Origin of the sequence: Streptomyces sp. NPDC050617 (genome assembly GCF_040654795.1) — a bacterium.
In the GTDB taxonomy this organism is placed as follows: domain Bacteria; phylum Actinomycetota; class Actinomycetes; order Streptomycetales; family Streptomycetaceae; genus Streptomyces.
Genome location: NZ_JBFAIS010000003.1, coordinates 213135 through 237699, shown reverse-complemented (window position 1 = coordinate 237699; position 24565 = coordinate 213135). Strand labels below are relative to the sequence as shown.

General features: G+C 68.9%; 28 protein-coding genes. 7 read left to right on the top strand and 21 right to left on the bottom strand.

Annotated elements, in window-relative coordinates:
- Positions 1 to 32 precede the first annotated feature (32 nt).
- On the top strand, positions 33 to 3941 hold the full coding sequence (locus tag AB0I49_RS06140; RefSeq protein ID WP_363225625.1) for a DNA-directed RNA polymerase subunit beta': 3909 nt from the start codon (positions 33 to 35) through the stop codon (positions 3939 to 3941).
- Positions 3942 to 4065: 124 nt separating this feature from the next.
- Here AB0I49_RS06140 and AB0I49_RS06135 read toward each other — a convergent pair whose 3' ends face one another.
- From AB0I49_RS06135 to AB0I49_RS06080, 12 genes are all read right to left on the bottom strand, one after another.
- Positions 4066 to 4338, bottom strand: coding sequence for a hypothetical protein (locus AB0I49_RS06135; protein WP_363225624.1), 273 nt, complete (start codon positions 4336 to 4338; stop codon positions 4066 to 4068).
- Positions 4335 to 4610 carry a hypothetical protein gene (locus tag AB0I49_RS06130; protein ID WP_363225623.1) on the bottom strand — a complete coding sequence of 92 codons (276 nt, stop codon included), beginning with the start codon at positions 4608 to 4610 and terminating at the stop codon, positions 4335 to 4337. The genes AB0I49_RS06135 and AB0I49_RS06130 overlap by 4 nt, the downstream gene beginning before the upstream one ends.
- A gap of 30 nt (positions 4611 to 4640) precedes the next feature.
- The gene (locus tag AB0I49_RS06125) at positions 4641 to 5504 is read right to left on the bottom strand and encodes a peptidoglycan-binding protein (protein WP_363225622.1); all 864 of its coding nucleotides are present in this window, start codon (positions 5502 to 5504) and stop codon (positions 4641 to 4643) included.
- Positions 5505 to 5597: 93 nt separating this feature from the next.
- Positions 5598 to 5921 carry a hypothetical protein gene (locus AB0I49_RS06120; protein ID WP_363134884.1) on the bottom strand — a complete coding sequence of 108 codons (324 nt, stop codon included), beginning with the start codon at positions 5919 to 5921 and terminating at the stop codon, positions 5598 to 5600.
- 29 nt (positions 5922 to 5950) lie between these two features.
- Positions 5951 to 7402: a phage tail protein gene (locus tag AB0I49_RS06115; RefSeq protein WP_363225621.1), complete on the bottom strand. Its 1452-nt coding sequence runs from the start codon at positions 7400 to 7402 to the stop codon at positions 5951 to 5953.
- A gap of 31 nt (positions 7403 to 7433) precedes the next feature.
- Entirely contained in the window at positions 7434 to 8144 is a 711-nt protein-coding gene (locus tag AB0I49_RS06110) for a hypothetical protein (RefSeq protein ID WP_363225620.1), read from the bottom strand.
- On the bottom strand, positions 8145 to 9263 hold the full coding sequence (locus AB0I49_RS06105; protein WP_363225619.1) for a hypothetical protein: 1119 nt from the start codon (positions 9261 to 9263) through the stop codon (positions 8145 to 8147). It abuts the gene before it with no gap.
- Positions 9260 to 10408 carry a hypothetical protein gene (locus AB0I49_RS06100; protein WP_363225618.1) on the bottom strand — a complete coding sequence of 383 codons (1149 nt, stop codon included), beginning with the start codon at positions 10406 to 10408 and terminating at the stop codon, positions 9260 to 9262. The genes AB0I49_RS06105 and AB0I49_RS06100 overlap by 4 nt, the downstream gene beginning before the upstream one ends.
- 75 nt (positions 10409 to 10483) lie before the next feature.
- Positions 10484 to 11422, bottom strand: a complete 939-nt coding sequence (locus AB0I49_RS06095; protein ID WP_363225617.1) for a phage tail protein — start codon at positions 11420 to 11422, stop codon at positions 10484 to 10486.
- A 161-nt stretch (positions 11423 to 11583) separates the two neighbouring features.
- Complete coding sequence (locus AB0I49_RS06090; RefSeq protein WP_363225616.1) at positions 11584 to 12762, bottom strand: hypothetical protein; 1179 nt, start codon at positions 12760 to 12762, stop codon at positions 11584 to 11586.
- 42 nt (positions 12763 to 12804) lie between these two features.
- Complete coding sequence (locus AB0I49_RS06085) at positions 12805 to 13878, bottom strand: phage tail protein (protein ID WP_363225615.1); 1074 nt, start codon at positions 13876 to 13878, stop codon at positions 12805 to 12807.
- Positions 13879 to 13894: 16 nt separating this feature from the next.
- Positions 13895 to 14617 carry a hypothetical protein gene (locus AB0I49_RS06080; protein ID WP_363225614.1) on the bottom strand — a complete coding sequence of 241 codons (723 nt, stop codon included), beginning with the start codon at positions 14615 to 14617 and terminating at the stop codon, positions 13895 to 13897.
- Between the two features lie 143 nt (positions 14618 to 14760).
- On the opposite strand from AB0I49_RS06080, the gene AB0I49_RS06075 reads away from it, so the two are divergent.
- Positions 14761 to 15135 carry a DUF3592 domain-containing protein gene (locus AB0I49_RS06075; protein WP_363225613.1) on the top strand — a complete coding sequence of 125 codons (375 nt, stop codon included), beginning with the start codon at positions 14761 to 14763 and terminating at the stop codon, positions 15133 to 15135.
- A 4-nt stretch (positions 15136 to 15139) separates the two neighbouring features.
- Here AB0I49_RS06075 and AB0I49_RS06070 read toward each other — a convergent pair whose 3' ends face one another.
- The 4 genes from AB0I49_RS06070 to AB0I49_RS06055 all read right to left on the bottom strand — a co-directional run bounded on the left by AB0I49_RS06070 (position 15140) and on the right by AB0I49_RS06055 (position 17049).
- Complete coding sequence (locus AB0I49_RS06070; protein WP_363225612.1) at positions 15140 to 15490, bottom strand: hypothetical protein; 351 nt, start codon at positions 15488 to 15490, stop codon at positions 15140 to 15142.
- 65 nt (positions 15491 to 15555) lie between these two features.
- A complete protein-coding gene (locus tag AB0I49_RS06065) occupies positions 15556 to 15846 on the bottom strand; it encodes a hypothetical protein (RefSeq protein WP_363225611.1) in 291 nt (96 codons plus the stop codon).
- A gap of 115 nt (positions 15847 to 15961) precedes the next feature.
- Positions 15962 to 16537, bottom strand: coding sequence for a phage tail protein (locus AB0I49_RS06060; RefSeq protein WP_363225610.1), 576 nt, complete (start codon positions 16535 to 16537; stop codon positions 15962 to 15964).
- Positions 16538 to 16641: 104 nt separating this feature from the next.
- A complete protein-coding gene (locus AB0I49_RS06055; RefSeq protein ID WP_363225609.1) occupies positions 16642 to 17049 on the bottom strand; it encodes a hypothetical protein in 408 nt (135 codons plus the stop codon).
- A gap of 408 nt (positions 17050 to 17457) precedes the next feature.
- On the opposite strand from AB0I49_RS06055, the gene AB0I49_RS06050 reads away from it, so the two are divergent.
- Positions 17458 to 18453, top strand: a complete 996-nt coding sequence (locus AB0I49_RS06050) for a hypothetical protein (RefSeq protein WP_363225608.1) — start codon at positions 17458 to 17460, stop codon at positions 18451 to 18453.
- 90 nt (positions 18454 to 18543) lie between these two features.
- On the opposite strand, the gene AB0I49_RS06045 is transcribed toward AB0I49_RS06050, so the two are convergent.
- Both AB0I49_RS06045 and AB0I49_RS06040 read right to left on the bottom strand, forming a co-directional pair.
- A complete protein-coding gene (locus tag AB0I49_RS06045) occupies positions 18544 to 19248 on the bottom strand; it encodes a hypothetical protein (protein WP_363225607.1) in 705 nt (234 codons plus the stop codon).
- Between the two features lie 194 nt (positions 19249 to 19442).
- Positions 19443 to 20129, bottom strand: coding sequence for a hypothetical protein (locus AB0I49_RS06040; RefSeq protein WP_363225606.1), 687 nt, complete (start codon positions 20127 to 20129; stop codon positions 19443 to 19445).
- Between the two features lie 424 nt (positions 20130 to 20553).
- Between AB0I49_RS06040 and AB0I49_RS06035 the strand changes: the two genes are divergently transcribed.
- A complete protein-coding gene (locus tag AB0I49_RS06035) occupies positions 20554 to 20871 on the top strand; it encodes a hypothetical protein (RefSeq protein ID WP_363225605.1) in 318 nt (105 codons plus the stop codon).
- A 103-nt stretch (positions 20872 to 20974) separates the two neighbouring features.
- On the opposite strand, the gene AB0I49_RS06030 is transcribed toward AB0I49_RS06035, so the two are convergent.
- The 3 genes from AB0I49_RS06030 to AB0I49_RS06020 are packed head-to-tail and all read right to left on the bottom strand — an operon-like array spanning position 20975 to position 22279.
- Complete coding sequence (locus AB0I49_RS06030; RefSeq protein WP_363225604.1) at positions 20975 to 21196, bottom strand: hypothetical protein; 222 nt, start codon at positions 21194 to 21196, stop codon at positions 20975 to 20977.
- Positions 21193 to 21939 carry a hypothetical protein gene (locus AB0I49_RS06025; RefSeq protein WP_363225603.1) on the bottom strand — a complete coding sequence of 249 codons (747 nt, stop codon included), beginning with the start codon at positions 21937 to 21939 and terminating at the stop codon, positions 21193 to 21195. The genes AB0I49_RS06030 and AB0I49_RS06025 overlap by 4 nt, the downstream gene beginning before the upstream one ends.
- A 10-nt stretch (positions 21940 to 21949) precedes the next feature.
- Positions 21950 to 22279, bottom strand: coding sequence for a WhiB family transcriptional regulator (locus AB0I49_RS06020; protein WP_363225602.1), 330 nt, complete (start codon positions 22277 to 22279; stop codon positions 21950 to 21952).
- A 273-nt stretch (positions 22280 to 22552) separates the two neighbouring features.
- Between AB0I49_RS06020 and AB0I49_RS06015 the strand changes: the two genes are divergently transcribed.
- From AB0I49_RS06015 to rpsG, 3 genes are all read left to right on the top strand, one after another.
- Positions 22553 to 23029 (top strand): helix-turn-helix transcriptional regulator, encoded by a 477-nt coding sequence (locus AB0I49_RS06015; RefSeq protein WP_363225601.1) that lies wholly within the window; start codon positions 22553 to 22555, stop codon positions 23027 to 23029.
- A 667-nt stretch (positions 23030 to 23696) separates the two neighbouring features.
- Positions 23697 to 24068, top strand: a complete 372-nt coding sequence (rpsL, locus tag AB0I49_RS06010) for a 30S ribosomal protein S12 (protein ID WP_030890788.1) — start codon at positions 23697 to 23699, stop codon at positions 24066 to 24068.
- A 2-nt stretch (positions 24069 to 24070) separates the two neighbouring features.
- Positions 24071 to 24541: a 30S ribosomal protein S7 gene (gene rpsG / locus AB0I49_RS06005; RefSeq protein ID WP_030890786.1), complete on the top strand. Its 471-nt coding sequence runs from the start codon at positions 24071 to 24073 to the stop codon at positions 24539 to 24541.
- The last annotated feature ends 24 nt before the right edge of the window (positions 24542 to 24565 follow it).

Here is a 24565-nt window from a genome sequence, read left to right as displayed (position 1 = left end):
AGACACGACCCTGAAAGAGGGATTGACGACCAGTGCTCGACGTCAACTTCTTCGACGAGCTGCGGATCGGCCTGGCCACCGCGGACGACATTCGGACCTGGTCCCACGGCGAGGTCAAGAAGCCGGAGACCATCAACTACCGCACCCTCAAGCCCGAGAAGGACGGACTCTTCTGCGAGAAGATCTTCGGTCCGACGCGGGACTGGGAGTGCTACTGCGGCAAGTACAAGCGTGTCCGCTTCAAGGGCATCATCTGCGAGCGCTGCGGCGTCGAGGTCACTCGTGCCAAGGTGCGCCGTGAGCGGATGGGCCACATCGAGCTGGCCGCTCCCGTCACCCACATCTGGTACTTCAAGGGCGTCCCGTCGCGGCTGGGCTACCTGCTCGACCTCGCCCCGAAGGACCTTGAGAAGGTCATCTACTTCGCCGCCTACATGATCACGTGGGTGGACGAGGAGCGCCGTACGCGCGACCTGCCGTCGCTGGAGGCGCACGTCTCCGTCGAGCGCCAGCAGATCGAGCAGCGCCGCGACGCCGACCTGGAGGCCCGCGCCAAGAAGCTCGAGTCCGACCTGGCCGAGCTGGAGGCCGAGGGCGCCAAGGCCGATGTGCGCCGCAAGGTGCGCGAGGGCGCCGAGCGTGAGATGAAGCAGCTGCGCGACCGCGCGCAGCGCGAGATCGACCGCCTCGACGAGGTGTGGAGCCGCTTCAAGAACCTCAAGGTCCAGGACCTGGAGGGCGACGAGCTGCTCTACCGCGAGCTGCGCGACCGCTTCGGCACGTACTTCGACGGTTCGATGGGCGCCGCCGCGCTGCAGAAGCGGCTGGAGACCTTCGACCTCGACGAGGAGGCCGAGCGCCTCCGCGAGATCATCCGGACCGGCAAGGGCCAGAAGAAGACCCGTGCGCTCAAGCGCCTCAAGGTCGTCTCCGCCTTCCTGCAGACCAGCAACAGCCCCAAGGGCATGGTGCTGGACTGCATCCCGGTGATCCCGCCGGACCTGCGTCCGATGGTGCAGCTGGACGGTGGCCGCTTCGCGACCTCCGACCTGAACGACCTGTACCGCCGTGTGATCAACCGCAACAACCGCCTGAAGCGGCTTCTCGACCTCGGCGCGCCCGAGATCATCGTGAACAACGAGAAGCGCATGCTCCAGGAGGCCGTGGACGCCCTCTTCGACAACGGCCGCCGCGGCCGCCCGGTGACGGGCCCCGGCAACCGTCCGCTGAAGTCCCTGAGCGACATGCTCAAGGGCAAGCAGGGCCGTTTCCGTCAGAACCTGCTCGGCAAGCGAGTCGACTACTCGGCGCGTTCCGTGATCGTCGTCGGCCCGCAGCTCAAGCTGCACCAGTGCGGTCTGCCGAAGGCCATGGCGCTGGAGCTCTTCAAGCCGTTCGTGATGAAGCGCCTGGTGGACCTGAACCACGCGCAGAACATCAAGTCGGCGAAGCGCATGGTCGAGCGCGGCCGCACGGTCGTGTACGACGTGCTGGAAGAGGTCATCGCCGAGCACCCGGTGCTGCTGAACCGTGCGCCGACCCTGCACCGCCTCGGCATCCAGGCCTTCGAGCCGCAGCTCGTCGAGGGCAAGGCCATTCAGATCCACCCGCTCGTGTGCACCGCGTTCAACGCGGACTTCGACGGTGACCAGATGGCCGTGCACCTGCCGCTCTCCGCGGAGGCGCAGGCCGAGGCCCGCATCCTGATGCTGTCCTCGAACAACATCCTCAAGCCGGCCGACGGCCGTCCGGTCACCATGCCGACCCAGGACATGGTGCTGGGGCTCTTCTTCCTCACGACCGATGAGAAGGAGCGCAAGGTCAAGGGCGAGGGCCGCGCGTTCGGCTCGACCGCCGAGGCCACGATGGCGTTCGACGCCCGCGAGCTGTCGCTCCAGGCGAAGGTCGACATCCGCTTCCCGATCGGCACCGTCCCGCCCCGCGGCTGGACCCCGCCGACCCCGGAGGAGGGCGACGAGCACGGCGGCGAGTGGCAGCAGGGCGACAGCTTCCGGCTGCGTACGACCCTGGGCCGCGCGCTCTTCAACGAGCTGCTGCCCGAGGACTACCCGTTCGTCGACTACTCGGTGGGCAAGAAGCAGCTCTCCGAGATCGTCAACGACCTGGCCGAGCGCTACCCCAAGGTCATCGTGGCGGCGACGCTCGACAACCTGAAGGCGGCCGGCTTCCACTGGGCGACCCGGTCCGGCGTCACCGTCGCCGTCTCGGACATCGTCGTCCCGGAGGCCAAGAAGGCCATCGTCAAGGGCTACGAGGCCCAGGACGAGAAGGTCCAGAAGCAGTACGAGCGCGGTCTGATCACCAAGGACGAGCGCACGCAGGAGCTCATCGCGATCTGGACCAAGGCGACCAACGAGGTCGCCGAGGCGATGAACGCGAACTTCCCCAAGACGAACCCCATCTTCATGATGGTTGACTCGGGCGCCCGAGGAAACATGATGCAGATGCGTCAGATCGCCGGTATGCGTGGTCTGGTGTCCAACGCGAAGAACGAGACCATCCCGCGACCCATTAAGGCGTCGTTCCGTGAGGGCCTCACCGTGCTGGAGTACTTCATCTCCACGCACGGCGCCCGTAAGGGTCTCGCGGACACCGCCCTGCGTACCGCCGACTCGGGTTACCTGACCCGTCGTCTGGTGGACGTCTCGCAGGACGTGATCATCCGCGAGGAGGACTGCGGCACCGAGCGCGGCCTCAAGCTGGACATCGCGACCAAGGGCGCCGACGGCGTGCTCCGCAAGACGGAGGACGTCGAGACCAGCGTGTACGCGCGCATGCTCGCCGAGGACGTCGTCGTCGACGGCAAGGTCATCGCGCCCGCCAACGTCGACCTCGGCGATGTGCTCATCGAGCAGCTCGTCGCGCACGGCGTCCAGACGGTCAAGACCCGCTCGGTCCTCACCTGCGAGTCCGCGGTCGGCACCTGTGCCTTCTGCTACGGCCGCTCGCTGGCGACCGGCAAGCTGGTGGACATCGGCGAGGCGGTCGGCATCATCGCCGCCCAGTCGATCGGTGAGCCCGGCACCCAGCTGACGATGCGTACCTTCCACACCGGTGGTGTGGCCGGTGACGACATCACCCAGGGTCTGCCGCGTGTCGTCGAGCTCTTCGAGGCCCGTACGCCCAAGGGCGTCGCGCCGATCTCGGAGGCGGCCGGCCGCGTCCGGATTGAGGAGACCGAGAAGACCAAGAAGATCGTCGTCACCCCGGACGACGGCAGCGACGAGACGGCCTTCCCGATCTCGAAGCGCGCCCGTCTGCTGGTGGGCGAGGGCGACCACGTCGAGGTGGGCCAGAAGCTCACCGTGGGCGCCACCAACCCGCACGACGTGCTGCGCATCCTCGGCCAGCGCGCGGTCCAGGTGCACCTGGTCGGCGAGGTCCAGAAGGTCTACAACTCGCAGGGCGTGTCGATCCACGACAAGCACATCGAGATCATCATCCGGCAGATGCTGCGCCGCGTGACGATCATCGAGTCCGGCGACGCGGAGCTGCTGCCGGGCGAGCTCGTGGAGCGCACCCGCTTCGAGGGCGAGAACCGTCGCGTCGTGACGGAAGGCGGCCACCCGGCCTCCGGCCGTCCGCAGCTGATGGGTATCACCAAGGCCTCGCTGGCGACGGAGTCCTGGCTGTCGGCGGCGTCCTTCCAGGAGACGACCCGGGTGCTCACCGACGCGGCGATCAACGCCAAGTCGGACTCCCTGATCGGCCTCAAGGAGAACGTCATCATCGGTAAGCTCATCCCGGCCGGTACGGGCCTGTCCCGGTACCGCAACATCCGGGTGGAGCCCACCGAGGAGGCCAAGGCCGCGATGTACTCGGCCGTCGGCTACGACGACATCGACTACTCGCCCTTCGGGACGGGGTCGGGCCAGGCCGTGCCGCTGGAGGACTACGACTACGGTCCGTACAACCAGTAAGCGGTTGTAGAGCGGTTGTAAAGCGGTTGTAAAGCGGTTGTTCTGAAGGGCGGTCACCCCGGTTCGGGGGTGGCCGCCCTTCGGCGTGCCCGGCCCGCGGGGCCGGGGTATGACGCCGACAGCCCTACCGGCCGGTCAGCCCCCACGCGGAGAGCACCAGGCCCGCGAGGGCCGTGAGCGCGGCGATGCTGGCCAGCGGCCAGCGGGCCCGCTCCAGGGCGTAGAGCCGGGACTCGTGGTCGGCGAGCTGCTTGTCGGTCTGATCACTGCGCTGGACGAGCAGCGCGAGCGCGCCGTCGACCCGGGCGAACCCGGCCTCCATCGTGCCGCGGAGCCGTTCCAGCTCCAGGGCGACGGTGGCGGTGGTGCCGGACGCTTCCGTGTCGGTGTCGTTCATACGCGGCCCCGGTCATCCTCGGCGGCGAGGGCGCGCAGGGCGGCGTCGCCGTTCGAGGGCGGGCCCTCGGTACGGAGCCAGACGGGGAGCAGGGCCTGCACGGCCGGCAGCGCCATGACGCGGGCGAGGCCGCCCGCGGCGGCCAGCGCCCCCGCGACCCAGGGGAGGGTCGCGGGGATGCCGGAGGCGTCGACGATCGTGGGAAGGACGACCGCGAGGCCGACGGCGGTCTGGAGAACGGTGCGGAGAGTCCGCTTAAGGGCGTCGGACAAGAGACGGCCTTTCTGCGTGGGGCTGGACGGTCAGGAGCGCGGGACCTTGAGCGCGTCCCAGGAGCTCCGGCCCGGCCAGCCGTCGGCGTCGGAGCCGCTGAAGCCGAGCTTGCGCTGCCACTTCGCGTAGGAGTTCCGGTCGGCGTCGCTCCACCGGGAGCCCGGGCCCTCGGCGTACGCGGAGCAGCCTTCCGCGACGAGGCGGCGGCCCATGGCGGTGACGATGGAGGAATTCGGCCCGCTCTTGAAGAAGGCGGCGCCGGGGAAGGGCTCGTAGGCCGGCTGGGGCGGCTTGCTGGGGGCGGAGCCGAGCCGGCTCGCGACCTTTCCGCGCATGCCGTCCATGGAGAAGCCGACCGGGTCGATCTTGGTGTTGGTCCACTCCTTGTGGCCGATGACGGACCCGGAGCCCCAGCCGTGCGCGCGGCAGATGGCGGCGGAGACCCGCTCGATGGCCTCCAACTGGGCGGCGGGCCACGGGTCGTCGCCGTCTCCGAGGTTGATGCACTCGAAGCCGTAGAAGCGCACGTTGCCGTCGGTGTCGTTCTTGGTGGGGCGCGGCAGGCCGGACTCGCGGACGACGGCGTTCAGGACGCTGCTGTCACCGCTGCCGGCGTGGTTGGCGCGGCCGTTGCCGACGAGGTGGACGGTGCCGGCCTTGTCGATGACGCCGTGGCACAGCGGGCCGGGGAGCTCGTCGTACCCGTCGTAGCAGAGGTCGACGCTGCTCTGGGTGCCGCTGGTGACGGTGTGGTGGATGATCACCCCGTTGACCGGGCCCCAGGCGCCCTTGTGGTTGCGGTTGTGGTCGCGCCAGTCGCCGACCTCGACAACGGTGACGCCTTCGGCGCGCAGGGCGGCGACGAACTGGTCTGCGGAGAGGGGGGTTGCCATGTGGATCGCTCCAGGGGAAGGGGGACGCGAACGCCCCGGACCGCGTGGCGGTCCGGGGCGTTCGCGTGGGTGGGGTGGGAGGTGGCGCTGGGGTCAGGCGGGGACGGCGTAGGTGACGGTGACGGTGAGGTCGACCTGCCACGCGGCACCGGGCTCGTCGGTGCGGACGACGAGGCCGGGGACTGTCACGTCCCAGCCCTGGCCGTCGGCGGCCAACTGGCCCTCGACCCAGTGGCTCCCTTCGAGGTGCGCCCCTGCGGTCAGCAACGTGATGCGCTGGCCTGCGCCGAGGAGCAGACCGCCTTCGGGGATGCGCACGGAGAACGGGCCGTGCTCAAAGGGGCTGGTGAGCGTAAAGGTCTGCGTGAGCGCCTCGATGGTCTTGATGGCGCCGGTGAAGAGGGATCGGGTGGTCATTGAGGTCTCCTATGTGTGGCGGAACGGGGTCAGGCGACGGCTGCCCACGTGGCGTTGGCGTCGATGATGAGGGTCTTCGGGGCGAAGGATGCTGGGAGGGAGCCCTGGCCGGTCGCGGGGAGACGGCCGTAGCGGACGAAGGCGTCGCCCATACGGGCCGAGCCGGCCGGGCGGACGCCGTCGCCCGCACCGAGGGCGAAGCCGGGGCCCTTGCCCACTTCGCTGGGGCCGTTGACGAGCAGCGCGACCCAGTAGTTGCCGGGCTGCGCCTCGTACGCCGTGGTCAGCGGGCAGACCACGGTCGAGCCGCCCTTGACGACGTCCTTGAGGGAGTTGGTCACGCCGACCCGGGTGCCCGTAGCGTCGTACAGGCCCGCGTAGGTGGCCGCGCTGAGCGTCGCAACGGTGTAGCCCGTGCAGTAGAAGACGACGTGGTTGATGGTCGTGGGGGTGTTGAGGCGGATGCCTATCACATAGACGGACCCCGCGGTGCAGTACTGCGAGCGGTTGCCCGAGGAGGCGGCCGGGTCGAAGGTCCAGGCCTTGAAGCCGAGGTCGCCGGGGGACCAGGTCCCCGGGGTGGAGACCGAGTCGACGTACTCCTTGCGCGTGAGGTGGTGGGGGTTGGTCGGGGCGGCGGTGGAGAAGGGCGGGGAGGTGAAGATCTTCGCGTTGTCGATCGTCTGCGGACCGGACAGCAGGACGGCCGTGCCCTCCGGCACCGCGCCGACGGCCGTGGCGTCCAGGACAACCTTGCCGGTCTTGTCGTTCACCGACTGGACCGGGACGTCGGCCGGCTTCACATACCGCAGGTCGCCGGCGGCCTGGTCCAGGGCGCCCACGTCCATGGCGCTCAGGACGACCGCGCCCTTCTTGCCGTTGACGGACGACACCGGGGCGACCGCGCCCGGCGGCAGCTGCGCGGCCGGGACCTTGCCGGTCTCGTCGAGGGCCGCGACACCGCTCGCTGCGCCGACCGAGGAGGCCGGGACCGCCTGCACGTCGGCGGCCGCGAGGGTGATCTCCGCGGTGCTCTTGCCGTTGACGGACTGGACGAGCCCCGGCGCGCCCGCCGGACCCGCGGGGCCCGGGGCGCCGGCCGGTCCGGGCGGGCCCGGGACGGCGACGTACTCGGGGGCTTCGGGGTTGACCGGGGCGATGTCGGCGAGGTCGACGGTCCGCTGGGAGGCCGGCAGCACGATGTTGTACGTGCGGTTCACCGACAGCCCGGACAGCTGCTCGATGACGGTGTACTGCCATTTCACCGGATTCATCCCCGGGGCGTCCGTGGCGGGCAGGACGGCCTTGATCCGGCCGTCCGCGTCGAGCGGGGCGACGATCGGGCCGCCGAGGATGAGGTCGGTGTCGGGGTGCGTCAGCAGCGTCGGCGCCTGGAAGGTGACGTTCCCGGTGAGGGGGAGGCCGTCCGGGGTGAGGTAGTGGGCGGTGACGGTCACGGTGGGGATGTTGTCGGGCAACATGTGCGCAACTCCAAGGGTGTTGAGGACGAGGTCAGGACTGGACGCCGTACAGCGCGCGCGGCCTGCAGGAGACGGAGCCGCCGGCGGCTGCCGCGCGGGCCTGGATCTGGAAGGTCACTCGGCTGTTGAACGGGACCCCGATGGGAACGGTGAACTCCAGCGGTCCCGGGCCGGCCGGACCGACCTGGGCGTCGTTGACCAGCAGCCGGACCTCGCCGCCCGCCGTGGCGGCGATCAGGCAGTAGAGGTTCGGGTGCTGGGCGATGGCTTCGCCGCTGTAGAGAGTCGTCCACTCCGGGGCGCCGGTGGACTCCCAGCGGCCGGTGTTCTCCGGAGTCGGCATCGGGTACGGGATGTACGGCCGGGCGAGCCCTTCCCCCGTGGTGTCGTCCGCGAAGAGGGCGTTGCCCTTGCGGTCGAAGACCTTCACCGACTGGCTCGGCTGGAGGTCGGGGGCCTCGGCGTGCACCGACAGCGCCTTCGAGCCGTCGTCGCGGCGGACGAAGAAGCCCTGCTGCTCCCCGTCGGGCCGGGCGGGGGAGACCTGGCCGATGTAGAGGAGCTCCGCGCCCTTCTGCTCGTCGCGGTTGCGGACGGCCAACTGCCCGCCGTCGCTGATGACGACGTTGCCGCCGCTGACCCGGTCCATGGCGGGGCGGGTGTTCGCGCTGCCCATGAGCGCCCGTACCTGCCGCTCCAGCGAGCGGATGCGGTCGAGGAGGTCGGTGGGGATCGCGGCCATCTATGCCTCTTCCAGATAGAGCTTCGCGGTCTCGCTCTTGCCGCGCGCGGGCGGGGTGACGGTCAGGCCCACGACGCGGTAGCGCAGGTCCGGGCCGTCCATGTGCCAGCCGTCGCGGATGCGCAGCCGGACGGGCGCGCCGATGAGGGCGGGGGTGATGCGCCCGTCCACGCGGATGGTCACCTCGGGGATGATCTGCGGCCTGCGGGCCCGGGCCAGTTCGGCCCGTGCCGCGCTGTTCAGGACCGCCTGGTCCGAGACACCGCTGTGGTCCGAGGAGTTCTCCAGGCGCGGCCAGCCCGCGTCGAGGTCCTCGGTCGAGACGGCGGGCCGGGACACCTCCGGGAGCGAGTCGGAGGCCTGGTTGCGGTTGGCGGACTCGCCCCGGGCGACCCATACGTTGGCCTGCACGGTCGAGTCGGCCGGCAGGCTGTAGGTGAGGACCTGGCCGGGCCGGTCGAGGACGATGTCCGCGTCACTGGTCGCGATCTTCGGATGGCCGAGCTGGAGCTTCTTGACCCGTGCGCCCGTCTCGGGGTCCCGGAAGCACTGGACGCGCCACTCGAAACCGTTCTGCATGGCGGCCAGTTGGTCGATCAGCTCGCGCACCCGCGCCAGGTCCGTATAGCCGTAGCCGCGGTTCCACACCACGCCGGAGAGGTCGTCCCCGTAGGTGATGCCGAGGTCGCCGCCCGGCTGTGACTGGACGTGCCGGACGAGGGCACGGACGATCTCGAACTGGTCGACGGCCGAGAACGTCTGGTCCTCGGCCAGGATGCGGTGGTCGAGGTAGGAGTCGAAGGTGCCCGCCTGGATCTGTACGGTCAGCCGGCCCCGCTCGTCGCCCGCCGGGGTGCAGGTCCACAGGATGCCGCCCCACCAGATGTCGGAGCCGCGCTCCAGCCAGACCGCGGTGCGGCCGGGCTGGAGCGCGGTACGGGCCCGCTGCGCGAGGGCCGTGTCGGGCAGCGGGACCGTGGCGCGCAACTGCCCCGGCTTGCCGATGAAGTCGTCGAACTCGACCTCGGTGAGGGGCAGCGAATCGATGACCCGGTCGGTGAGCAGATCGCAGAAGAGGGCGCGGTAGGCGACCTCCGCCGTCGGCGTCATCCGCCTCATGCGTTGACCTCGTAGGTGCCCCAGACCTCGTACCAGTTGTCGGGGGTCGGTGCGATCGGGTGGTCGGCGTCCGCCCACGCGGAGGACGGGCGGCCGTTCGAGTCGTTGCAGCACCAGCCGCGGACCACGCCCGTACCGTCCGCGACGCCGTTGATCCGGTTGTTCGGGCCCGACCGGTAGACCTGACAGCCGCCGAAGTAGTAGGCGCCGTTGTTGATGGGACCGATGCGGCCGCGGAAGTGCGCGCTGATGGCGACCGTCGGGGGGACGGGCAGGGTCACGTACCAGTTGCCGTTGCGGTTGGGCCCGCCCCAGTCGCTGGTGGTGCCGATGCGGAGCGAGGCGTAGAAGCGGACCTCGGAGCCGACCTTGATGTACCGGCCGGTCAGCGAGCCGTTGCCGGTCTTGGGCTGCGGCCCGTTCTCCGCGCCCCACTTCGGCGTGTAGGCCTGCCAGGTCGGGACCGGGTCCGGGTACGGCTTCCACACCGAGCCGTCCCAGCGCTCCAGGCCCACCCCGGTGTCGCGGTACTGGCCGGGGTAGGCGCCGTTGAAGCCCAGGCCCCAGCCGCGCGGGATGATGCCGCCGACGGCGACGGTCACCCGGCGCCGGTCCTTGACCGCGGACTTCCAGTCGATGCCGCCGGCACCCGTCGAGGCGCCCGCCGGGATCGACACCTCGGCCAGGGCGAGCGAACCCGACGGCGTCGGCGGGGCGGCCGGGTCGGCCGACGGGGTGCCCTGGACGATCTCGATGACGGCGGCCGTCTTGTCGGAGGCGTCCTGGTCGTTGTCGTAGATGCGCACGACGACGAGGTCCACGCGCGGGTTGCCGGGGTCGCCGTCGGCGAAGGTGATGCTCGTGAACTCCGGTACGTACACGGGGTAGGCGCCGGCGAACTCGGTGCTCTGGATGACCGCGCGGCCCGGGGAGACCGTCGCGCTCATGCCTGCGGCGCCGCCGGAGACCTGGAGGCCGGAGACCGTCTCGTCTCCGTTGGGCGAGCCCGGGATCACGCCGTCGCGCGAGGTCAGGGCGCCGGAGGGGGTCATGGTGCCGAGGGGGGCGAGCCGGGTGTCGATGCGGGACTGGCCGCCGTCGCCGTCGGGGGTGCCGTTGAGCAGCCAGGCGCTGCGGATGTTCATACCGTTCTCCAGGGTGGTGTGCGGGTGTGGGTGTGGACGGCTGCCGGCGCCGTCATGTCTGCGTCGGTGCGCGGCCTACCAGTGCGCGTCGCGCCAGGTCATGGAGGCCGCGGGCTGCGGTTTGCCGGCGCCGCCGGTGAAGGAGCCGGGCTCGCAGCGGAACGCGAAGGACGAGGTCCCCGGGTCCAGTTGGAAGAGCAGCTCGGGCGTCGACCACGCGGTGGCGGTGTGCATGCGGGAGGTGGTGCCGTTGAGGACGACCGTGCCCGCGCCGGTGTCGACGGTCAGGACGTCCGAGGGAGCGAGCGCGATGTCGTACTCGATCCGCAGGCCGTCGCTGAGCCGGGTCAGCGACGGGCGGCGTACGGGCCCGTGGAACTCGATCACCGGATTGGCCGGGGCGTCACCGGCGTTGACGGCGGTGACCAGGCCGGTCGCGCCGGGCGCGCCCCAGTCGAGGGGCCAGCTCAGGCCGCCGGTCTGCCAGTTCAGGCCGTTCTCCGGGGTCGGCAGCCCCGTGGAGACGGTCTGCTCGTCGATGGAGAAGCGGCGCGGGTCGGCGCAGACCCACTGCACGGTGGCCTTCGCCGCGCCCTGCGTCAGGAACATCCGGTCCTGGGGGATGGACCGCTGGCTGACCCGGGCCCGGCAGGCGAGGGTCTCGCCGTGCAGCCGTACGGCCAGCCACTGCTCGCCGCTGTGCACGGCGGTGGCGGCGCGGAACTGCGCGGCGACGGCCGCCGCCTGGGCGGGCTGGGCGGGCAGCAGCCAGATGGGGGCGGTGACGGTACGGGCCTGGGACCACTGGGAACCCGGCCAGGCGCCGTGCTGGTCGGGGCGGAGGACGTCGCCGCTGTCGAGGCCGGGGAGGTCGGCCCAGCCGGTGAGTCCGGTGTCGGCGATCTCGTAGTCGGTGCCGGGGCCGAACAGCAGTCCGGCCCACTGGATCTGCCCGTCGTGGGTGATCAGTGAGCCGGGGGGTGCGATGGCGGTCTTCATTTGTGTCGGGGGCATGGGTGGGTGGCCTTCACCTTCTCGTTTACGTCGTCGTCTGCGACGTCGCGTGCGGCATCGCGTGCTGCGTGGTGCGCTGCGTCGTGTGGGCGCGTCGCGGGCTGCGCCGCGGGCTGCGTGGTGCGCTGGGCCGCGTACCGCCTCGTGCGCTACGCCGTGCGCTATGCCGTGCGTGCCAGGAACAGGAGGTCCTCGGCGATGCCGTAGGAACCCCGGTTCTCCGGCTCGTAGTAGTTCTCGACGCGCGGGGCCCGTCGGTACGCCTTCGTGGCCCGGGCCGCCTCGGCGGTGCGGGCGAGCAGCCGGTCGAGCTGCGACAGCGGCAGAACGGCCTCGGCCTCGCCGGCCTCCGCGAGGATCACGGGCACACCGCCGTCGCGGGGGCTGACCACACCGCCCTGGGCGAGCATCGGGATCTTCGACAGGTGCACCCCGAACTTCTTGCCGAGGATGCTGAAGCTGAGGCTGTTGAGGCCGTCGATCACCCAGTTGGCGAAGGAGATGATCCCGTTGAGCGGCCCCTTGACGACGCCGACGACCATCTGGAACCCGCTCTGGAGGAAGTCGCCCATGCCGTGCAGGGCCTTCTCCATCGCGGAGCTGACCTTGCGGAACCCGCCGGGGAGGGACTTGGTGACCCACTTGACGACGGGCTTGATGACGCTGCTGACGGCGTTCCATTCGGCCTTGATCACCGTGAGGTAGGCGGTGACGACCGGGACGATCACGGTCAGTGCCGCGTTGATCAGTTCGCCGACGGTGGTGAAGACCGTCTCCATGAGCTGCTGCCCCACCTTCGAGTCCGTCGCGAGCTCGATGAGCTGGGTGGCGAACGGGGCGAGGAGCGTGGCGACGAGGACGAACGGGTTGGTCTTCATGACGAGATTGACCGCTGTCATGATTTTGGAGGCGATGTTGAGGTTGCTGCCGAGGACGCCCGTGATGCGCCCGATGACGCCGGCGCCCTTGCTCTGAAGGGCGATGGACTTGGTGGCCCCGTCGGACTGCCGCTTGATGTTCTTCAGGAGGCGGGTGGACTGCTGGGCGCCGGCCTTCGACTTGAGGAAGCCGGTGTTGGCGGTGCCGGCCTGCTTGCCGAGCGCGGTGGCGGCGCGTCCGGCCGCGGTGGCCCCGGTGCCGAACTGCTTGAGGCCCTTGCCGGTCTGACCGGTGGCCGACTTGACGCGGTCGACGGTGCGGGATGCCTTGGTGATGCCGGTCTGGGTGGTACGGATCGCGCGGGCGGCCTGGCCGAGCGCGGTGCCGAAGTTACGGAAGGCTCCGGCGGAGTTGGCGAGCGGGTCGCGCGGGACGCGGCCGATGACCACTGCTGCCGCCATGGTGGTTTTCCCTCCCCTCTGGCATGGGGGACATCAGGTGTCTCATCCGCGGGCCTTGGCGAGGAACATCAGCGCCAGGGCGGTGTCCTTGGGATCGCTGGACGACGTGGCGTAGTAGTTCTCGATGTGGAAGCCGTCGCCGCCGCCGCGGCTTCCGAGCGCTCCGGCGGAGGCGAGACGGGCCTGTACGGCCGTACGGGTCAGCAGCCGGTCGAGCTTCGACAGCGGCATGACGGCCTCGGACTCGCCGGCCTCGGCGACGATCGCGGGCACGCCGCCGCTGCGCGGCGCGACGATGCCGCCCTCGGCGAGCATCGGGATGCGGGGAATGTTGACCCCGAAGGTCTTGCCGCCGACGAGGGGGACCCAGCCGGGGATGGAGACCTTGATGCCGTTCAGCGCGCCGATGGCGAGGTTGATCAGGCTGATCACGCCGTTGAGCGGGGCCTTGACTGCCGACTTGATCCCGTTGAAGACGCTGCCCGCGAAGTGGGACAGTCCGCCCCAGGCGCTGGAGAGCGCGTTTTTGACGGTGTTGAACGCGCCGGGGATGGCGGTGCCGATCCACACGGCGATGGGCAGGATCGCCTTCTTGATGCCGTTCCAGACGGTGGAGATGACCTTGCCGGTGGCCTTCATGATGGGCCCGATGGCCTTCATGACGGTCGAGACGACCTTGCCGATGACGTCGAACGCCACCTTCATGATCTTCTGCATCGCCTTCGACTTGGACGCCATGGCGACGACCTTCTCGATGAGCGGTGCGAAGAGTTCGAGCAACATCCCGATGACGTTGCCCTTCATGGACTTGTTGAGCCCCTTGAACCCACCGTCGGCCTTCTTGAGCCCGCCCTGGAACTTGCCCATGGACTGGCCGCCCTTGCCGGCCTCCTTGCCGACCTTGGCGACCGACTTGGTCACCTGGTCGGCGGCGGTCTTCATACCCTTGAGCTCGCGGGTGGACTGCTTGGCGGAGTTCTTGATCTTGCCGACGTTGGTGTTGGCGGTGCCGGCTTGCTTTCCTAGGGTGCCGGAGGCTTTGGCTGCGCCGTCCAGGCCGGTTTTGAAGCCTCGGAGCGAGCCGCTGGCTCTGCCGAGGGATTGCACTAGGGACATGAAAATCCTCTAGGGGCTAGTGGCCGATGGTTGTGATGAGGCGCTTTGACTCTTCCTCAACCTTGCGCACTTCTGCCGCTTCTCGCCTGAGCGCGGCTGCGCGTGCAGTGTTTGCTTTGCTCGCCGGGATAGAGCCCCCCAGTCGGCGGCTATCCGCGCGGTTTGCTCGATTTTCAAGCGATGTCCGCTTCGTCGATGCGTTGTGTGCACGGTCCTGCAGGAGCTTCTCGATGGCCCTGCCGTGTACGGCCAGCTTCTTTTTGACTGTACGGTCCTGCTGGAGCTTCTGGATGGCCCTGCCGTGTACGGCCAGCTTCTTTTTGACTGTACGGTCCTGCTGGAGCTTCCCGATGGCATTGCCGTGCGTGGTTAGCTTCTCTTTGATTGTGGTGATTTCACCATCGGAGACACTTGGTTTTTTCGGCTCAGGAGGGTCAATCTTTTCTTTAAGTTTTTTGATGGGGCCACCGAGGACTCCGGTGATGGAGTATTTCTCGAACATTGAAACGCCGGCTATGGTCAGACCCTTTTCGTCATATTTGATAAACGAGGGGTCGAACTTAAAGAACTGGGTGCCTACAGTTGCGGCTTGGGCGCCGCCGGGCTTTACCCATTGGTATTTCGCGAAGGAGGCGTCGAAGGTTTCTTCCGCTATCCTCTTCGTGCTTTCTGTCAGCCTCCCCCAGTCGAAGAAGGCTTGAGGGGGAGGGAAGTATTGCCCCTCGGTCGGGAGGGTCACATCAGGGGGAGTTGGCGAGGTCATCGTTCAGTACGCCCTTCCTGGTCCGTTTTGCGACGTGGCTGGGGATTCGAGAGTCTCTTGGTAGAATCAGATTGGTCATCTGGCTGGGGTGTAGCGTGTAATGAGAGGCTTGGTGGATTTTGAAAGGGATTACCGCCATATTCGCTATCTTCACTGCTCTGTTCGTGAGGTCATTCGTGAGAGAGAGATTTACTCTCCGAAACGGAGTAGAGGTCGATGCGGTGTGCGAATATAATAAATGGCGGGACGGGACCGTCGCCAGTGTGTGCAGTTTCGCTTTGGAAGACGGAAAGCGGATAGAGGTGCAAAGTTCTTATCGTCCAAGCCCTCTTCACGAACCTGGAGAGTCGGTCAGGGCGCGGTACGATCCCGGAAACCCGAAAAAAGCGGCGTTGGTGGGTGACGAGGGCCGCCAGGCGGTTTTGATTCTGCTTTGCGCCCTCAGTTTTGGCGCCATGACCTTGGTGTTTGCAATCGCGGCGGCGTCCGAGTGATCGATCAGCTGAAAAAGTGTCGGAGTTGATCGGGTGTCGGCGTTGCCTCCGGTGAGCTTGAGAAATCCCCTGTCGACGCAGGTTCTTTTTTGGAATCCGTAATAAATCCTGGCCTTGGAACTTGCTCCGGGTATTCCAGTGGTTCGGATTCTTCGCCGCTGTTCAGTGTGGTTGTCATCCAGTTGGCCACTGCAAGGTGGTCCACCGCCGCCGCCAGCAAGTGCGTAGACGAGTCCCACTCCATGGCTTCGCCATACAGTTCACGATTAACGGCGCTGTCGCGTGGCATGTGCTTGACCAGCACCGAGAGTCGCCTCGAAGTGAGCGCCCCCCGGTGCCAGTCCAGCAAGTCCACGCCGTAATGCCGTAGCAGATCGGCTTCGAGAGCCTCGGCGTGTTCTTCTACGAACGCGTCGAGGCTCAGTCTTCCCCCAGGCCGAGCCCGGTCTCCTTGCCGTACGCCTCAAGGATCGCGGCGATGTCCTGCATCGTGATGTCGTGCTCCAGGAAGACCTTGAACTGCTTCTCGCCCAGCAGCAGCCCCAGCAGCCCGTCGACGTCGTTGTCGTCGAGGTCGCGCAGGGCACGGGCCGTGCGGTGGCCGATCTCGGTGGGGAGTTCGAAGGTGTCGCCGTCGAGCTGGAAGGACCACGACTTGCCGTGAGCCTCCAGGCGCTGGGCGCGGGCCGCGTTGACGTCGAATCCGGACATGGTGCTGCTCCTTGGGAGAGGAAGGGAAATGGAAGGCGGAGGCCGCCCCCGTGCCAGGTGGCAGGTGGGGGCGGCCTTCATTCAGATGGCCCGTGGATCGGGTCTGCGGAGGTGCTTACAGCGCCGAGTACGCCGAGTCCTTCATCAGCCAAGTCGCCAGCGGCGCGTCGTAGCTGCTGGCCAGCGCGGTGAAGGTGACACCCAGCTTCACCGCGCCCTTGCGGTTGAGGTCCATGTCATCGCTGACGGTGACCAGGCCGCGCGGGACGACGAAGCGGTAGCGGACGTCGGTGCCGTCGGTGAACTCAAGGCCGAGCGCGCGCTCGTCCTCGCCCTGGTCGCTGTGGATCTCGTACTTGTAGACCTTCGAGTTCGGGGCGGTCTCGGCGACCTTGCCACCACCGAAGAAGAACGGCAGCGTGTCCTCGTTGAGCTGGAGCATGCCGAACTTCAGGGTCAGCTCGCGCTCGGTGTAGATCGTCCGGGCCGGGGTCAGCGACTGCCAGGTGTCGACGTTGGCGGTCTTGCCCTTGCGGCCGAACTTCACACCGTCGGTGCTGGTGTAGCCGAGGTCGTGCCAGGCGTCGCTCCACGCGGTGTCGGTGTCGGCCGGAGCGGACGTGCCGATCTTGGCGACAAGGACGCGGCCGGTGCCGGCAACGCGGATCTCGCTCGGGTTCATACCGGGCATGGGGTTCTCCTTGATGAGAGTGGTGTGTGAGGTGGTGCGGGGTACGACAAAGGCCCCGCCGGTAGGGGCGAGGCCGGGGAAGAGCGTGCGGGATCCGTCCGGAATTACGCCGGGCGGAGTGAGAAGCGCACCGTGGTGAGGTAACGGTTGCCGGCGGGCCGGTTGTAGTCCGGCAGCCAGCGCACGGCCTCGGTCTCGACGACGTCGGTGACGACCGCGGTCCCGTAGACGGTGCCGCGGAGCTGGAGGAGCGCGGCGCGGACGGACAGCGACACGGTGTGTGCCGTCGTCTTGTCCGGTCCGTAGACCTCCAACTCGACGAGGGGCTGGTCGAGATGGAGGTCGTCGACCCAGGCGCCGCCGGTCCGGGAGACCAGCACCACCTTCTGCGTACCGTCGAAGCCGCTGGGCGGACGGTTGTCGACAACCACTCCGGCCATCTCCGGCCGGTACTTCAGGTTCTCGACGATGAGGCGTTCCACATCGGGGAACGAGAGCAGGGCCTCATTCACATGCGGTCTCCTTTCGAGAGGCATTCCCGATGCCGCCCGCGGATGACGGGCGGCTGGTGCGAGGGGCGGCCGGCGTGTGCGGCGTGGCGGCGAGCGGTGCGGTAGGGAGAGCGGGCTTGCCGTATGCGGCCCGTACGTACCGGCCGCCCAACGCGAAGCGGCGGTGCCGCCGCCCTGTTGTGGGCGCAGCTCCGCCGCTGCACTTATTGTGAACGAGATCGTGCGGGCGCGCAACTAGAAGGTTCTCGCCCGCAATCACGACGCCATGAGGTGCTGACCCCGCGGTGGTGGCATGACGTCGCGTTCATCCACCTCCCCAAGGGGCGGTCGTGGCCCCGGTCTTGAGGAGGGGGGAGGCGAGTCGAATGCCCATTGCTGTGGGTCCGTAAGGCGTGATCAGCTCGGCGCATGGAAGCGAAACTGACGTGGACCGTGCGGTTGTGCGCGGTTCTCGTCTGCATAGTCACCCTCATCACCTGCTTCTGGGCGCTGGGGGACTGGGCCAAGCCGCCGCCGCACACCGGTGTGCGGGTGGGCGCGTGGACGGTGGCCGGGCTGCTGTTCGTACGCGCCGGGCTGCTGTGGGCGCGGCATCGGCTCATGAGGCGGGCGCCGGTCGCGCTGAGCCTGAGCAAGAGCGGAGTTCCGAGTCCCCGCAGGCCGGCCAACGGAGCACCGCAGCCCGTGGATTCCGAGGCCCGGATCCGCTGGCGGCTGGCTGCCCGGATTGTGCTGACGTTCTCCGCGGGCCTGACGATCATGTCGATCGGCAACTGGGTGGAGCCCGGTTCGAAGCTCGACTTGCTGCGGGCCGCGGGCGGGAAGGTGACCGAGGCCGTCGTCGTGGAGGCGCCGCGCCATGTCAAGGAGCACACCTATGTCTCCGACGGCGAGACCCGCACCTCGCATTGGTCCTCGGACCTGATGCTGTCCGTCCCCGGTGCGCCGAACGGCGGCCGTATGTCCTTCGACGCCGCGCTCACCAGCGGGGAGCCCCGGCGGGGGGACCGTATGCAGGTGCTGTGGTCACCGGACCGCCCGGAGTTGCACGGCTATATCGACAAGGACACGGACCTGCGCCTCTACGAGCATGGTGGCGAGTGGGACCTCACGCCGAGCAGGGACTGGGTGGTGGCGCTCATCCTCGTCGTCGCTCTCTCGTGCTTCTTCGGATTGCTCAGCATCGTGCTCGCCGATGAGGACAAGCTTCAACGGCAGGCGTGGTCACCCGTGGACCAGACGGTCTTCGCCGTCATCGGGGCGGCCTGGGCCATCGGAACGACCCGCCTGCTGGACGGCGCGTACCCGTCCGACGCACAGCAGGGCCTGGCGTTCTGGGGTTGGCTGCTTCCTCTTGCCTGGGGCGCGGCCGCTCTGGTCCTGCGACGCCGTCCGCGGGACTGAGCCGGCCTCGTAGTTCACCCCGGCAGGAGAGGATTCAGCACCAAAAACAGCGGTAGAGCCGGCGACAATGCCATTGGGGTCGTCGCATGGTCAGAAGGGCGGCCGCGGGATCGAGTCGCGGATTTCCGCGATCTCCCTTTCCGCGTCGCGATACTGGTCCGGTATCGAGCGGGGGAGGCCGGTTTCCCCGACTCCGGCGTCGAGTTCGCGCAGACGGTCGCCGACCGCGTTGAGCCTCGCCTGCAGCGCGTAAGAGCTCTGTCCGGTCAGGCCGGCCCAAGCGATCTCCGTGGTGGCCGCCTCCATGGCCGCGTGGGAGCGCTCGCGGATCGGCGCGACCTGCTCCCGTAGGACTGCCAGGGAGGCCTGGAGTTCGCCGAGCTCGCCGATCAGCTTGTTCAGCCGCTCCATAATGGGCACTCGGGAATGGATGTAATCCGCGAAGTACTCATGGTCCGGGGACAACTCGTCGAAGTCCGCGCTTTCGATGTCTTCTTCGTCGGCCCAGCGCCGGCGCCGCTCCTCGTACGCGGACATGTCGGCGAGCAGGCTTTCCCACAGTCGCTCGTGCTCGGCGAACTGGGCCCGCGCCGCCGCCGTCGGCAGTGCGCGGTCCCCGCTCAGCAGCTCTTCGGTCTCGCGCCGCATCTCGTCGAGCATGCCGAAGGTCCGCCCCGCCAACTCGTGCGTCTCGTCCGCCATGTGCATCAGGTCGGCAAAGGCGGCCCGGCCCTCGGCGAGCATCTCGTCGTACGTCTCTTCCGGGCGCTGCTCCGGGCGCTTCCGTCCCCACATACTCTTCTCCCCACCACGCTTCCCGACCCCCGTCATGAGCCCTGAAATGAGCCCCGAAACGAGCGCGAGCCGCCCTCGGCCCGGCTCGAAGCCGGTCCCACCCGCGCTATCGGCACCGCCCGCTCCCGTACTTTTCACAGGGGCGGCGGGGTTCCGGCGCCCGGTGTCAGCGGATCATCCTCGCCGACACGCGCTCAGTAGGCCGGCCGCGGCACGGCGTCCCGGATCTCCGCGATCTCGGTCTCCACGTCGCGGTACAAGTCGCTGATCTTGCGGTCGGGATCGATTTCCACGTGGCCTGCGTCCAGGGCGCGCAGGCGGTCGCCGGCCGCGTTGAGCCTCGCCTCCAGTGCGAAGCGGCCCGGGACGGACGGGCCGGCCGAGGTGAGTTCGCCGGTGGCCGCCGCCATCGCCGCGTAGGCGCGTTCCCTGACCGGGGCTATTTTCGCGGGCAGTCCCAGAAGCTTGTCCCGCAGGCGGGCGAGGGATTCGGTGACGCCCTCCAAGGTGGGGAGCATGGAGGCGCAGTACTGGCCGTACTCCGTGAAGAACTCGGCGGCGGACTTGATCTCCTCGAATTCGGAGTCCACCAGCATGTCGGAGTCGTCCCACGTGGCGTGCATTTCCTCGAACGTGGACATCATCGAGCTCACGCTCTCCAACGTGTCCTGGCTCTGCGCCAACTGGCCGCGGATCGAATCCACCGGCACCCCGTCGCCGAAGCCGAACGTCGCCGAGATCTGGTCGAGGGCCTCTTCGAACCGGGCGCGCGCGTCCTGTAGTGCTCCGTGGGCCTCTTCCGCCGCTTTCATCACGTAGGCCAGCGTGTCCCAGGCTTCCATCAGCAGCCGGGCCTCCGCGTTGCCTCGTCGTCCCCACATACCGTCCCCACCCCTTTGCGTGCGCCCTGCGCGCATGAAGGGATCTTACGTTCGAGAGGGCTCGGGCGTAGGTGCCGGAGGCGGCTGCCGTCCCGGCGGTTACGGAGGGCCGGGGCAGTCGGGGCGGCGGCACCCGCGTGGCCGCCCGACCAGCGAGTCACCTCATCCGCCCGCCCCTCCGCATGCCCCCTGCACGTAATGAAACAATCGCCCGTTTGAGAGGGGGTGAGGGGGGAAGTCGCGGGCTGTCCCCCTGATGAGACGGAGTGTCAGACCGGCGGGTTAGATTAATGGGCGATCGCGCACACTCCTGGGTATCTCACGACAGATGCACTGGAGGCGTCACGGAGGGGCATATGAGTCGGCCAGTAGCACCTGGGGGTGGCATGAGCGAGTCAGTCGTGGGGTGCGGAGGAGTCACACGGTGAGTGTCCACAGCGAGCGGCTCGCGGAGGTCGTGGCCGCCACCGTGGAGGTGGCCGCCGAATCCGGGTCCGCGGGAGTCTTCACCGACGACGTCGCGCAGGCGCTGGCCGCCGTCGTCGGCAAGGTGGCGGACAGGGCCGTCGACGCTGCCGAGCTCAGCGGGTTTGTCAGTGGGTGGCAGGAGGCCCTCGGGGCAGTGGGGGACGACGCCTCGGCGCTTGCGCAGGTGGTGCGGATGGCGTCACGGGGCGGCATGAGCGGCGGTTCCTCCGGTGGGAACACCAGCGGGAACGATTTTTCGCCTCGGGTCCGGTAGGCCGGCACATCACACGAGCGCCCCGCGGCCTTCTCGGCCACGGGGCGCTCCTTTATACAGACGCTCTGCTATATAGACGCTCTGCGTATACAGGGGACAGGGCTCATGCCAGCGCGCGGCGCTCGTGCGCCCTGCGCGTGGCGCGCTCCGCCGCGAAGACGTCCTCCAGGCGGAACAGGTGCGACCGGCCCCGGCGGCCCGCCGGCGCCAAGTGCTTGAGCTGGACCCACTTGCGGATGGTGTCCGGGACCACCGCAGCCTCTTCTGCCGCCATCGCCGTCGTCACCAGTGCGGATGCCGGTACGTACGCAGGTGTCGTCGTCATCGGGGCCCCTCCGTGCCCGCGTCCTCGTCCGGCGTCTCGTCCTGCGCCGCCGTCAGCTCCGCCAGGTCGCCGTCCGTCGCCTCCGCGAGCTGCCGCCATTCCGCGCGGACCCAGGAGTGGCGATGGCGGGCGTCCGTGTGGCAGGTGCAGGCCGGGTCGGCGCAGCGGCAGCCCGGATTGACGCACAGGACCGTCTCGCGGTGGGGGAAGACACGCAGGGATACGGAGTCGCAGTGCAGGCAGCGACCGCTGACGCGGACCGGGGTCTCGGCGTCGCCCAGCGCCAGGGAGCAGCGGCGGGCCATGCGGCGGGCCTCGCCCCGCACGTGTTCGGCGAGCACGGGCTGCGCCGAGACGCGGTCCAGCAGGCTCAGCAGCCGGGTCAGCCGCTGCTCCACGGTGCCGCGCTTCGGGCGCGGGACGCGCAGCTTCTCGCAGACCGCCTCCTCCAGTTCCACCACCCCGTCGGTGATGTCACGGATGGTGTCCGAGATGAACAGGCGGATGGGGGCGCCGGGGGCTGCCGGCCTTCCGCTCCGGGCGCCGCCGCCGGTGAGGGAGGGGCGAGCGGTGCGGCTGGGGGCGAGTTCCCGGCTCAGCTCGGGGAACTGGCGGAGCAGGATGCCCAGCCATACCCCCGCCGCATCGGGACGGCCGGGGCGGTCGGGACGGGCCGGCTGATCGGGCGAGGCGGCGTGACCGGGCAGGGCCGCGCGGTCGGAGCGGTCTGGGCTGTGGGTCATGGCTCTGCTCCTACGGTTGGTCCGGGTAGTCGACTGCGAGGCCCCGCTCCGGGGCCAGGTCCGCCGGGATCCTCACCTCCCTGCCGTTGCGCCACAGGCGCCCGCCGCTCACCCCGTCGAACAGGCTCTCCGCCGGGGCGACGGTCTCCAGGCAGCGGCGGCGTACGGAGCAGACGGCGCAGGCGCGCAGGGCGGGAAGGGCGGGCTCGGGGCGACGGGCGAAGACAGCCTCGTCCGGGAGGCCGGCGCAGGCGGCGTGGGTGCGCCAGTCGGTCGGGCGGGCGGGGGCGGGGTAGGCGCCCCTTTGAAAGGTGGTGCGGACGTACGCGGGTGCGGGCATGGCAGGTGGTCCCTCTCAGGGCGCGGGAGGAGATGCGGAGGCCCCTGTGACGCTTGTTGCGAATGCGCAATCAACGTTACCGACCTTGCGCGCGGAAGCGCAACAAACGATCAGGGTGGGGCGCATGCCGTAGCCCCGGATGAGGGGGTGTTTCTCGGTCAAGTGGCGCGAATCATCCGTTGCGGGGTAGCGGGTTGCGCGCTCGCACCGCATGCTGGTCATTGCGCGCGCGATCGGACGGTAGGGTCTGTTGGTGCGGAGGGAGAGCGTGCTATGAGCGAAAAAGGCTCGGATATGGAGCGTTTCGCGAGCTGGGTCGAGGGTCTGATGCGCGAGCGCGGATACGACATCGACAGCCCGCGGGGCGGCGGCAGGTCCCGGCTGGCGGAGGACGCCGGCGTGCATCGGGCCGCGGTGACGCGACTTCTGCAGCGGCAGAGCCTGCCGGACCTGGAGACGATGCGCGCGCTGGCGCGCGTGCTCGGCGTGGGGCTGCGCGACATGCTGATCGAGTCCGGCAGGGTGACGGCGGACGACCTGCCGCTGCCCGGCGTCGGACGGATCGGCACGGCGGCCTCCGGCCCCGGTGCCGGACGGGTGACGCCCGCCGAGGCGGCCGGCCTGCTCGGCATCCCCGACAGTCACCGGCGGCAGTTCGTCGAGATGGCCGAAATGATCATCGCGGTGGCCGGGGTGCGCCCGGTCGACGCGCCCAGCGGCGTTCGACGGGGCATCTCGGCCAGCCGCTGAGCCTGGGCCCTGGTCAAACGGATGAGCCGGGTCGGCCGCTCGGGCCAGACCGGTCGGGTCGTCCGGGTCGGCCGCGTCGGTCCTGTCGACGGGGCGACCCCGATGGGCCGCGTACGCCGCGTCAGCCGTCGGGCGCGGTCGTTCGCCACGATCGGCCGAGTCGGCGTGATGCGCTCCGCCGCGTGGCGCCGCCTCGCGTGACCGTCCCCGTGTGTCGCCCGTGGCGTCACCGGCAGCGCCTCCCGCGGGTGCCGATGCCGCCCGCCCGGGTGCCGCGCGGCCCCGGAGCGTCTGGTCCCGATCGTCCGGGCCCCTTGGGGCGCTTGGGCTGCGGCGGTACGGTGGGGTTCGGCGGACCCGAGCCGCGCGGGCTCCCTGGCCGGCGACATGCGCCGCACGTCAGGTGTGTCCTCCGCGTGTGCATTTGTTTTGACCGCAGCCCATGCGGTAGGTACGCTCAGACCTTGTGCCTGGGGTGTGCCCGGGTCCTTGTGCGTGCACTCGTCCGTACGGGATACCGAGGACAAGCCGCCGATCCACTAAGCACTTTCCGCCGTTCTCGCGGCGTGAGGCGCGGCATGGAGTGTGCGACACACCCGACCGCGTGGGTCGGAGAAGCGCCTCAGGTTAGTTTTATCGAGATCGGCACACAGAAACCGGAGAAACGGTGCCTACGATCCAGCAGCTGGTCCGGAAGGGCCGGCAGGACAAGGTCGAGAAGAACAAGACGCCCGCGCTCGAGGGCTCGTCCCAGCGCCGCGGCGTCTGCACGCGTGTCTTCACGACCACCCCGAAGAAGCCGAACTCGGCCCTGCGCAAGGTTGCCCGTGTGCGCCTGACCAGCGGTATCGAGGTTACGGCCTACATTCCGGGTGAGGGACACAACCTGCAGGAGCACTCCATCGTGCTCGTGCGTGGTGGCCGTGTGAAGGACCTGCCGGGTGTTCGTTACAAGATCATCCGCGGTTCGCTTGACACCCAGGGTGTCAAGAACCGCAAGCAGGCTCGCAGCAAGTACGGCGCCAAGAAGGAGAAGTAAGAATGCCTCGTAAGGGCCCCGCCCCGAAGCGCCCGGTCATCATTGACCCGGTCTACAGCTCTCCTCTGGTGACCTCCCTCATCAACAAGGTCCTGCTGAACGGCAAGCGCTCCACCGCCGAGCGCATTGTCTACGGCGCCATGGAGGGACTGCGCGAGAAGACCGGCAACGACCCGGTCATCACGCTCAAGCGCGCGCTCGAGAACATCAAGCCCGCCCTCGAGGTCAAGTCCCGCCGTGTCGGTGGCGCGACCTACCAGGTGCCGGTCGAGGTCCGTCCGGGCCGCGCCTCCACCCTCGCGCTGCGCTGGCTCGTCGGGTACTCCCGCGCCCGCCGCGAGAAGACCATGACCGAGCGCCTCATGAACGAGCTGCTGGACGCCTCCAACGGTCTCGGCGCCTCTGTGAAGAAGCGTGAGGACACCCACAAGATGGCCGAGTCCAACAAGGCCTTCGCGCACTACCGCTGGTAGTCGCTACCCACATCGAGACCGAGA